Source organism: Frankia sp. CcMO1, assembly GCF_977945845.1.
This window is the reverse complement of record NZ_CDWTMG010000175.1, coordinates 1-10,249: the sequence shown is the minus strand read 5'-3', so window position 1 is coordinate 10,249 and position 10,249 is coordinate 1. Positions and strand designations below refer to the sequence as shown.

The following is a 10,249-nucleotide window of genomic DNA, read 5'->3' as shown; positions in this document are numbered from 1 at the left end:
GCCGATGGGTGTGCCGGCGAGTTCGCCGTCGCCGCCGGCGGGTCCCCAGCGGGTGCTGCCGGTGTGTAGGTCGAGGCCGATCATCCCGCGGGGGAGCGGGCAGCTGCCGACGATCAGGGTGTCCCCGGCGATGAGGGGGGTCGCGTGCCCGACCAGGGTCTGGTAGGGGGCCAGGTCGTGTCGTTCCCAGCGCAGTTCGCCGGTCGCCGCGTCCAGCGCGCGCAGGTGTGAGAGGTCACCGACCACGACCAGCCCGCCGGCCACCACCGGGTCGGTCCAGGCGAACAACCGCAGCGGGTCGGGGGAAGGTACCCGCCAGCGTTCCGTCCCGGTGGCACGGTCCAGGCTCACCACGTCGCCGACCACCTCGACGGCGATCACCGAATCGGCGAAGACCGCCGGGGTGCCTTTGACTGAGGAACCCAGCTCGGCCAGCCAGCGGTGGGAACCGTCCGCGAGGGTGAGCAGTTCGACGGCTCCGGCGGGGCGGTCCTCGTGCCTGACCCCGATGATTACTTCGTCGCCGTCGAGGCGGGCCGGGGCCCGGTGCCCGGCCCCGGTCAGCTGGTGGCGCCAGCGCACCACTGCCGTGGCGGCGTGCGGTGGGTGGCGGGGCGGGTCGGGTATCTCGAAGGTGGACCGTTCCAGGCCTGTGGGTGCCACCGCCCGGGTATGCAGGGTGATTTTCTGCCCGTCCCAAGTGACGACCCGGAACGACGGGGGGGTGTAGTCCAGCGACCCGAATAGCGCGGTCGGGGTGCTCACGTGCAGGGTGCCGTCGACCTCGACCACCCGGGAGACGTGCCGGTGCCCGGAGAACGTCGCGGCGGGGGGGCGTGGCAGCCCGTCCAGGACGGAACGCCACGGCTGGTCGTGGGACAGCAGGATCCACGGGGTTTGCGGCGGGATCGATGCCAGGTCGGCGCGTAGCCAGGCGTCCTGCGCCTCGTGGTCGAGCCCGAGTTCGTGGGTGAGCCAGTCCAGCGCGACCACGTGCAGCCCGGGCAGATCGAACGAGTACCAGCGCGGGCCCAGGTTACGTTCGTAGCCGGCGGGATCGGCGGAATGCATGAGGTAGCCGGTGCGGGTGATCCGCATGTCGAACAGCCCGGGGTTGTTCGCGATGTGGTCGTGGTTGCCGGGCAGCAGGTGTACCGGCAGCGGGCTGGTGCTCACCGTCCCGCGCAGCAACTCGAACTCCTCATCGCTGCCGAAATCGGTGAGGTCACCGGTCACGATCACCGATGACACCTCCCCGGCGCGTTCCGTGACCCTCGCGAGGAACTCCGACAACGCCTGCGCCGACCCCAGCTCCGCCGGCCGTGAGAACAGCGTGTGGTCCAGTGCCGGATCGCGGAGGTGGAGGTCGGAGACGTGCACGAACCGGTACGGGAAGGCAACCGGGACGGGGGTGAGGGTGAACGTCACCGACTCCTCGGCGGCCGGGGCGAACCAGCGGTCGGCGGCATAGCCGGCGGGGCGGGTAAGGAACACGAACGGCCCCGCCGCGGCCAGCGAGAACGTCCCGTCCGTCGCGCTGGTGGTGACCGTACGGCCGTCGCTGACGAGCACACCGGGACAGGCCCGCCCGTCGGCGGTGACGACACGTCCACGCATGAAGATAGCCTTTCTCGAGATCAGACGCGGAGATACGAGCTACGACACTCGGTGAGGACGTCGCCGACCTCAAGAAGAGCTCGTTATGGCCACAATGGATTACTCCAGGCGCAGCGGCCATCGGGGGCGACAACGGTAACGCGGCAGTACTTGCCACTAAAGGCACTGAGATCAAATGTGGCTGATGTAATCTGCTCATGAGGGGTCGGGAGCTGTTGTTGCATGTTCAGCCACTGGTCTCCGCCGCCGGCGAGCACGATTGCGCGTGCCGGGCTGGTATGGACGTCAAGCTGGTTGCCGCGAACCGACATCGCGGTGATTTCTGGACCCTGGGTCGCATAGTAGGACCCTGCCTTTAGCGATTGGAGGATCGCGTCCGGGCTGTTGCGCTCGGCTCGTACTTGTAGCCAGCCTCCACCGTGGCTGTCGGGGTGCTCAAAGTGGGCGTCGTCGCTGGCGTCGACGAAGAGTCGGTGGCCGGCTTCGAGTAGGCCGTCGTAAAAGTAGCTGCCGTCAGCACCGTGCGGCAACATGGTGGCCATGCTGTGGTTGTAGATCTCGACTGCGTCGACTGCATGAAGCCCAGAAATTGTGTCGGCGGCACCGAGCGGTAGGTTGTTGAGCCCGGGGTGTAGCAGCACCAGAAATGCTCCGGCATCTTTGGCACGCATGATGGCGTCGACGTGGGCGGCGGGGCTGTCGTCCGGCGGTGGGGCGAAGTCCAGTGGGAGCCCTGCGGCGGTAACCCAATAGCAGTGACGGTCGGTCCAGGCGGCGGAGCTTAGTTCCGCACCGACGATCGCGGTGAACTCCTCGGAGGAGAACGCCGTGGTGTCGGCTAGTCGCCAGTCGTAGGTGGCCTCATAGTGGTCGGAAAGCACGATCCAGTCGTGGCCGGCGGCCTGGTATGTAGCTATTACTTCTTCGACGCTCAGAAGTCCGTCCGAGTCGGTCGAGTGGCAGTGCAACTGCCCGCGGTATAGCTGTCCGGGCTGGGTCCAGGCGCGCAGTGCGGTATCGACGTCGTGAGAGGACTGCACTGTTGAATGGCCCGCTGCTAGCATGTCGCTGCTCCAAGGTTGGCGGCTTGGGTTGGGTCGTTGAAGCTAGTCTTCGGGTAGGTGATCGAACCGAGGGCGAGCAGCAAAAGATCTTGAGTTAGAGCGATCTTTGCTGCCTGGGGGCCCTGGGACCCAGGACTCAGGCACGCATGGACGACCGTGGCGGCCCCCGCACCAGTTCGGCAAGGGTGCCAGGTGGCGCGTCAGCAACGCTCGCCATGCCGGCCTCACTGGGCCTGATCGTCACGTCCACGAACCTAGCCGCACGGAACAATGTTCCAATGAACGATGGATGGACATTTCCTGTCAAGGATGTATCGAAACTTCGTTTCACGCCTGCTTCTCGCGCAGCGACGGGGGCCGGACCCGCGGGTCTGCGAGCGTGTCAGCTGGGTAGGGGCCCGGGGACCCGAACCCCTGGCTTCCTCTGGCTTCCTCCCTGCCGGCAGAACAGGTCGGCCAGGTCGATCGCAGTCGGCTCGCCCTCCTCATCGAGCATCCGGGCCCGCACGACCGCCGCGCTGATAGCGAACAGTTCGGCGCCGATGTCGACGAGACGCCCGAGGAACGCCTGCTTCTTCTCCAGTCCGCCCTGCCAGCGAGCCATCCCGTAGAAGGTCGACCAAGGCTTCGGAGTCGAAATGAAATAACTTGCGCGTTTCGAACCCTCCACAGGCCTGTGACCTGCGATGATGCTCTCGATCACGTATTTGTTACTTCATTACGTCCCCTTAGCGCCGCTGCGATTCGCGCCGGCGGCGGTCCAGATAGATCGACGCGATGAGTGCGGCCGCTACAATGATCTGGTACCAGTAGGATTGTGTTCCGAGGATCACCAGTCCGTTTTGGAGCACCGCAGGAATGCTAACGCCGATGACGGTGCCGAGCATGGTTCCGCGACCCCCGTAGAGGCTGGCGCCGCCGAGGGCTACCGCGGTGATGGCGGCGAGGGCGTCGTTGCCGTGTCCACCGATGCTTGTCGTGCCGAAGCGAGCCGCGTCAAGGAATCCGGCCGCGCCGGCCAGTGCTCCGACGATCGCGTACACGGCAACGATGTGTCGGGTTACGTGGATACCTACCCGGCGGGCGGCTTCGGGATTGCTACCTATCGCGTAGGTGAGCTGGCCGAACCGGCTCTTTGCCAGTTGCACGCCGCCGATGACCGCGATGATGACAGCGATCGCCACCAGGATCGGCACGCCAGCGACCTTGTCGATGCTGACGAACGTTGACAGTGTGGAGGGGATCGCCGTCAGATCGTTGCCCTTGGCGACCAACTGCGCCGCGCCAAGGGCGGCGCCGAGCGTGGCCAGCGTGACAATGAACGGCGACAGCCGGAGCGTGGCGACGAGCGTGCCGTTGAGCAGACCCCAGGCTACTCCGGCGGCGACGGCAACGGCCGCGCCGAGCAGTGCCGTGCCCGCATTGTCCGTGCCAACTCCCTCCATTGCCTTGACGGCAAGCACCTCGCTGAAGACCAGAACACTGCCGATCGACAGATCGAACATGCCCATGATCGTCACGTAGGTGACGCCGACGGACAGCACGAGGAGAACCGCAGCGTCACGCGCGAGGTTTTCAAGGTTTCCGCTGGTCGCGAAGTTGTTCGGCTTCGCAATCGCGAAAGCAGCAAGCAGGACGAACAACACCGCGAGGACGACCGTCTCCTGGCTGTGGACCACCGCGCCCACCGAGGTTGTGTGCCGGCGCGAGCCACCGTTACCGGTCGGCGGCACGGCCCGCCGGGGTTCTTCGCGGGCGTTCCGTGATGTGACGGTAGCTGTTCGGTCGTTTAGTTCGGTCACGTGCTGCTCGCCTCATCGTCGATGGTGGCCGTTCGCGGGTCGTTCACCGTGGATGCGCCGGTCATGTCCGCGACGAGTCGTTCTGTCGCCGCTTCTTCAATCGATATATCCGATACCCGCCGGCCAAGCCGCAGCACGGTGATCCGATCGCACACCGTCAGCACGTCGGGCATGTTGTGGCTGATGAGCACCACCGCGATTCCGCTGTCCCGGACCCGGCGGATGAGCTGCAGGACCTGCCTGGTCTGGACCACACCCAACGCGGCCGTGGGCTCGTCGAGCAGCAGCACGGTGTGCGCCCAGAACGCCGAGCGGGCGACGGCTACGCCCTGGCGCTGGCCGCCGGAGTACGACGCGATCGGGCCGGTGACATCTTTGATCTGAACGCCGAGCCGTTCGAAGGCCTCGCTCGCTTCGCGACGCATTCCGCTGCGGTCAAGCCAACCGAGCCATCCCAGTGGCCCGGTGCGTCGGCGTTCCCGGCCGAGGAACAGATTGCTCGCCGCGTCCAGATCAGGAGCGAGGGCGAGATCCTGGAAGACTGTTTCGATACCGGCAGCGTGCGCGGCCACCGGCGTCGCCAAGGTCGTGGGTTCGCCGTGTAGGAGAAGCTCACCGGAGTCGGGCTGTTCGGCACCGGAGAGGATCTTGACGAGAGTGCTCTTCCCCGCCCCGTTGTCGCCGATGAGTCCGACAACCGTGGCCAACGGCACCACCAGGTCAACGCCCCGCAAGGCTTCGACGTGACCGTAACGTTTGGTTATCCCGCGTACCTCCAGGACAGGTGCCTGGGCCTGTGATGGAGGGCTGCTGCCCTGGAGGTCCTGGACGCTCACGACGCCGCCCCGGCCGCCATCGCTCCGGTCGAAGATAACGCGGCCCACAACGTTAGTTGTCGCGCAAACGAGCCAAAGAAATCGTTGGTCAGCAGCCGGCAAATTTCTGACATGGATCGGTCTCCGTCGGAATGGCGGTGGGCTGTCGCGGCAACTCAGGGGACGTAATGAAGTAACAAATACGTGATCGAGAGCATCATCGCAGGTCACAGGCCTGTGGAGGGTTCGAAACGCGCAAGTTATTTCATTTCGACTCCTCAGCAGTGTTCGTTCATGACGTATTTCTGCAGGCCCGGGTCGCTTACGTTATCCTTCGTGAGTTCGAACGGCGGTGTTGAGATAGTCTTCGTCACCGGTTTCCCGGTGATCGCGTTGAACGCCTGCTCGGCCACGGCGGTGCCCTGATCGCGCAAAGTTATACCCAGTATCCCGTGCAGGCTTCCATTCTTGAGATCATTGATGCCGATTGGATCGGAGTCCATCTGGAGAGCGATCACCTTCCCGGTAACTCCGCGCTCACGCAGTGCCTGGGCCATGCCGTTCGACATGGGATAAAACGAACCGACGATGCCCAGCAGGTCGGGGTGCGCGGACAGGATCGCGCTCGCTGTCGCGGCCCCCGTTGCCGCATCAATTTGACTCACGATCGTCGGCGTGAGTAGATGCAGATTGGGGTACTTCTTAATCTGGGCTTCGAAACTCTTCTGTCGTGCGTCCGTAATGGCACTTCCACCTGGCTTGAAGCCGATGTAGGCGACATCCCCCGTACGCCCATTCGCCAGCCGCGCCAGAAGGTCGGCCGTCTTCGCCGCCTGTTCGAAGTAGTTTGAGCCGATTACGCTCGTCAAAAAGCTGTCGTCGGCGATCCAGTTAGCAACGGTAATTACCTTTATTCCCTGCGTAGCGGCACGTTTCAGGGGCATAGTAATACCCTTTGTGTCCGCCGCCGAAACAACAAGGACATCGGGATGCGCCGCAATAGCAGCGTTGAGGAGCGGCGTCTGCGCAGCGGCCGAGAATTCTGGAGAATATTGCGCGGTGAATCTCATCCCGTACCGCGAAGCTTGTTCCTGCGCCCCGCAGGCGACAGAGATGTAGGCGCCGTTGCGGACGGGCGCCACATAGATAATCGACTTACCCGCCGCGGATGTAGAAGATGCTGGGGATGTGGACGATGTACCCCCATTCGACGAGCATGCGGCGAGCGCCGCGGCGCAGAGTACCGCAAGCGCGGTCGCAAGTCTTTTCCGTCTTGCCGTCATGACTACTCCAGTATTCCTGCGTGAATAAGAAGTCGAAATAGAGTGGGGCGAATCAGTAGCAGCGTTCCTCAAAAGTGTTCCTCAAGAGCGTCCGCGGTCAGAGTTTGAGCGATGCGAGCATGGTCGGTGGCGCGTCAGCAACGCTCGCCACGCCGGTCTCACTGGGCCTGATCGTCACATTCACGAACCTAGCCGCACGGAACAACGTTCCAATGAACGGTGGATGGACATTTCCTATCAAGGACGTATAGAAACTTCGTTTCACGCCTGCTTCTCGAGCAGCGACGGGGGCCGGACCCGCGGGTCTGCGAGCGTGCCAGCTTGGTAGGGGACCCCAGGGATCTGCCGGAAAATAACCTCAGAATTTGATGTTGCCCTTGTCGATCAGGTTGGTGTGGATCACGGTGACCAGCAGCCGGTCAGACAGCGACAGGGGACCGCGGCGCAGGACGTGGTACCGGGCATGTTTGTGGTGCAGGCTGACCGGCGGGTGATCGAGCAGGTACTGCTCGACTCTGGCCAGCAAGGCGGTGAAGGCAGGGCCTTCCAGTCCGGTGAGTGTGGGGTGGTGCAGCCAGCTCGTGGGCGGTCAGCCCGGTGCGGGTGGTGGTCGCACCGATCGTGTTGACGACAACGTCGTGGCTGGTCAGCGGGCGCCCACCCCAGTTGACGCTGATCCAGGAGAACAGTCGGTGCTCGATACTGTTCCATTTCGATGTTCCTGGCGGAAAATGGCAGACTGTCACCTCCAGACCAGCCGTGTGAGCGAAGGTGGCCAGCTCACTTTTCGGGAGGCCTTGACACCAGCCGGCATGATCACACGATGCGCGCGCGTGGTCAGCCCGTGGCGAGCAGGTCGACGGCCGGTCGAGTCGGGACCGCCTGCTGCCGCTCCGCGGCGAGGAACGGCCCTTCGCCGCTCGGGTCCATCACGCCGGACTCGGCCCAGCTGAAGCGGCCCGCGAGCACCTCCTGCGCCGCCGTGTAGTTGCGGGCGTCGTCGTTGCGCCACAGCGCCGCGAAGGACGCCTCGACCCGGCGTCGCGCCTGCCGGCAGAACAGGTCGGCCAGGTCGATCGCAGTCGGCTCGCCCTCCTCATCGAGCATCCGGGCCCGCACGACCGCCGCGCTGATAGCGAACAGTTCGGCGCCGATGTCGACGAGACGCCCGAGGAACGCCTGCTTCTTCTCCAGTCCGCCCTGCCAGCGAGCCATCCCGTAGAAGGTCGACCGGGCGAGCTTGCGCGCCGAGCGCTCCACGAAACGCAGGTGCGTGCCGAGCCGACCGAATTCGAGGAACGATCGCGGCGACGTCCCGCTGCCGACGGCGAGGCCGGGCAGCCAGCGGCCGTAGAAGGCAGCCGCCCGTCCGGCGCCGCGGGCCTTCGCCGCGACCGACGCGTCCGGGGAAATGATGTCACCGGCCACCGAGAGGTGGGTGTCCACGGCCTCCCGCGCGATGAGCAACCGCATGATCTCGGTGGAGCCTTCGAAGATCCGGTTGATGCGCAGGTCGCGTAGCATCTGCTCGGCCGGTACCGGTCGTTCCCCCCGGTTGGCCAGGGACTGGGCGGTCTCGTACCCACGACCGCCGCGGATCTGGACCAGCTCGTCGGCGATCAGCCAGGCCATCTCGCTAGCATACAGCTTGGCCAGGGCAGCCTCGATCCGGATGTCCCCGCGTCCCTCATCGGCCATCAGGCCGGACAGTTCCAGCATCGCCTCCAGCCCGAACGTGGTGGCGGCCATGAACGCGATCTTCTGGGCGATGGCGTCGTGCTGGCCGATGGGCCGACCCCACTGGACGCGGTCCCGCGACCATTCCCGGGCGATGCGCAGCGCGTACTTGGCGCCGCCCACACAGGTCGCCGGCAGGGCGAGGCGGCCGGTGTTCAGCGTCGTCAGGGCAATCTTGAGCCCCTCGCCTTCCCGCCCGAGGCGGTCCGCGGCCGGGACCCGGACCCGCTCGAAGCTGGTCACCCCGTTCTCGATGCCGCGCAGACCCATGAACTCGTTGCGGTGCTCCACCTTCACGCCGGGTGCGTGGGCATCGACGATGAAACACGTGATGCCACCGCGATGACCGGCCGAGCGCGGGACGACCGCCATGACCACCAGCCGATCGGCGATCACACCGTTGGTGGTCCACAGCTTGCGGCCGCTCAGCTCGTAGGCGGCGCCGCCCTCGACCGGCACCGCCTGGCTGCTCATCCGGGCCGGGTCGCTGCCCACGTCGGGCTCGGTCAGCAGGAACGCGCTGATCTCCTCGCGGGCCACCTTCGGTAGATACGTCCGCTTCTGCTCCTCGGTACCGAACCCCAGGACCGGCTCGGCCACGCCGATCGACTGGTGCGCCGAGAGCAGCGTGGGCAGGCTCGCATGCCACGAGCTGGACAGTTCAAGCGCCCGGTTGTAGTAAACGGTGGTCAACCCGAGTCCGCCGTACTCCTCGGGGATCTTCATGCCGAGGGCGCCTATCCGCCGCAGCCCGTCGATCACCTGCCCAGGTAGCCGCCCGTCCCGCTCGATCTGCAACGGGTCCACCGTCTCCCGCAGGAACGACTCGAGCTGGGCCAGGAACGCCTCCCCCCGCTGCCGGTCGCCCTCCTTCGGCCGCGGGTGCGGGGAGATCAGATCGAGCCGGAGATGACCGAGGAAAAGCTCCTTGCCAAACGAGGGAAGCCGCCACTCGGCCTCCCGGGCCGCCTCGGCGACCCTGCGCGCCTCCCGTTCTCCCACCTGCGCCATCTCTCGCCTCCCCGTCCGTGAGCGGTATCCCGTCCGTCAGCGGTATGCAGTCCCTACCTACCCGTACTCCTTACCCGCACCGCGCCCATCCGCACGAGCTGGCACGCACACTCAGGCCGCGATCGTCCACGTGCCGTTAGCGTCCGTACCGGCCCCCGCACCGGCCCCCGCACCGATCTCCGCACCGATCAATGTCGACTTCCATCTGATCGCCCCCTGCCGGCGAATTTGGGGGACCTGAGCACGGTCTGCGGTCCCTGGACCGTGACTGGCTCCCCCAAATTCGACCGCCGCGCGATCATGAGGACCCGAACTCGCGAACGTTGGTAGTCACCGCGTCCGCGACGCGACCTCTCACTGCGGGGGCGGAGGTCGCGGAACAGTAGCACCAGTGTGCCGGGCTGCCGCAGGACATCCACGAGGGTAGATCGGGACGGCATGTACACGCCGAGCACCTCAACGAGCCGTTTACTCGAATGTCTCGCCCGGACGACCGGACGGCTGTCCAGGGCGGCGGGCGCGGCGCTGCCCGGGCACTCGACGTCCAGCCCGCGCGGCGCGGCCGATGTCGGCCCGCGCACAAGGCTTGCAGATGTTGCGTTTGTTTCGGATGATGCAGTTGGGAACCGTGAATGTTGATGGAGCTGGCAGAGATGCCGGGCAGAGATGCCCGGCCAGGTTGACGGCGCGACCGGGCGACCGGACCCCGATCTGATCGGCACCCACCGGCGGATCAAGTTTCGCGACCTCCACAAGTACAGAAGCCGCGACGATCTGGCGCGGCGGCGCGAGGCCGACAACCTGACCGAGCTGACCCAGCAACTAGTACTCCAGTGACAGTGGCCGACGTGTGGTCTCTGTGTGGGGTGGCGGCGTGGCGTCCGAACGGGTGCGGCCACCGTGTGATTCTCCGTAGTTTG

9 protein-coding genes and 1 pseudogene are annotated in these 10,249 nt (G+C 65.7%); 1 reads left to right on the top strand and 9 read right to left on the bottom strand.

The genetic code is table 11. From position 1 onward, the window contains the following. From AC08OU_RS17890 to AC08OU_RS17850, 9 genes and pseudogenes are all read right to left on the bottom strand, one after another. A partial coding sequence (locus tag AC08OU_RS17890; RefSeq protein WP_476605357.1) for an outer membrane protein assembly factor BamB family protein occupies positions 1 to 1,617 on the bottom strand: 1,617 nt, incomplete at its 3' end. A gap of 83 nt (positions 1,618 to 1,700) precedes the next feature. After that, on the bottom strand, positions 1,701 to 2,681 hold the full coding sequence (locus tag AC08OU_RS17885) for a CehA/McbA family metallohydrolase (RefSeq protein ID WP_476602251.1): 981 nt from the start codon (positions 2,679 to 2,681) through the stop codon (positions 1,701 to 1,703). A 382-nt stretch (positions 2,682 to 3,063) separates the two neighbouring features. Then, positions 3,064 to 3,285: a hypothetical protein gene (locus AC08OU_RS17880; RefSeq protein WP_476605356.1), complete on the bottom strand. Its 222-nt coding sequence runs from the start codon at positions 3,283 to 3,285 to the stop codon at positions 3,064 to 3,066. Between the two features lie 124 nt (positions 3,286 to 3,409). Then, on the bottom strand, positions 3,410 to 4,369 hold the full coding sequence (locus AC08OU_RS17875) for an ABC transporter permease (protein WP_476605355.1): 960 nt from the start codon (positions 4,367 to 4,369) through the stop codon (positions 3,410 to 3,412). Positions 4,370 to 4,479: 110 nt separating this feature from the next. After that, positions 4,480 to 5,217, bottom strand: a complete 738-nt coding sequence (locus AC08OU_RS17870) for an ATP-binding cassette domain-containing protein (RefSeq protein ID WP_462188023.1) — start codon at positions 5,215 to 5,217, stop codon at positions 4,480 to 4,482. Between the two features lie 359 nt (positions 5,218 to 5,576). Next, positions 5,577 to 6,440, bottom strand: coding sequence for a substrate-binding domain-containing protein (locus tag AC08OU_RS17865; RefSeq protein WP_476605354.1), 864 nt, complete (start codon positions 6,438 to 6,440; stop codon positions 5,577 to 5,579). A 499-nt stretch (positions 6,441 to 6,939) separates the two neighbouring features. Further along, positions 6,940 to 7,107 (bottom strand): hypothetical protein, encoded by a 168-nt coding sequence (locus AC08OU_RS17860; protein ID WP_476602189.1) that lies wholly within the window; start codon positions 7,105 to 7,107, stop codon positions 6,940 to 6,942. A 61-nt stretch (positions 7,108 to 7,168) separates the two neighbouring features. Next, positions 7,169 to 7,369 (bottom strand): annotated as a pseudogene (locus AC08OU_RS17855) (ISAzo13-like element transposase-related protein); the annotation flags it as partial. A 49-nt stretch (positions 7,370 to 7,418) separates the two neighbouring features. Then, on the bottom strand, positions 7,419 to 9,329 hold the full coding sequence (locus AC08OU_RS17850) for an acyl-CoA dehydrogenase family protein (protein WP_476605353.1): 1,911 nt from the start codon (positions 9,327 to 9,329) through the stop codon (positions 7,419 to 7,421). A gap of 666 nt (positions 9,330 to 9,995) precedes the next feature. Here AC08OU_RS17850 and AC08OU_RS17845 point away from each other — a divergent pair. Next, positions 9,996 to 10,166, top strand: a complete 171-nt coding sequence (locus AC08OU_RS17845; RefSeq protein ID WP_476602426.1) for a hypothetical protein — start codon at positions 9,996 to 9,998, stop codon at positions 10,164 to 10,166. The last annotated feature ends 83 nt before the right edge of the window (positions 10,167 to 10,249 follow it).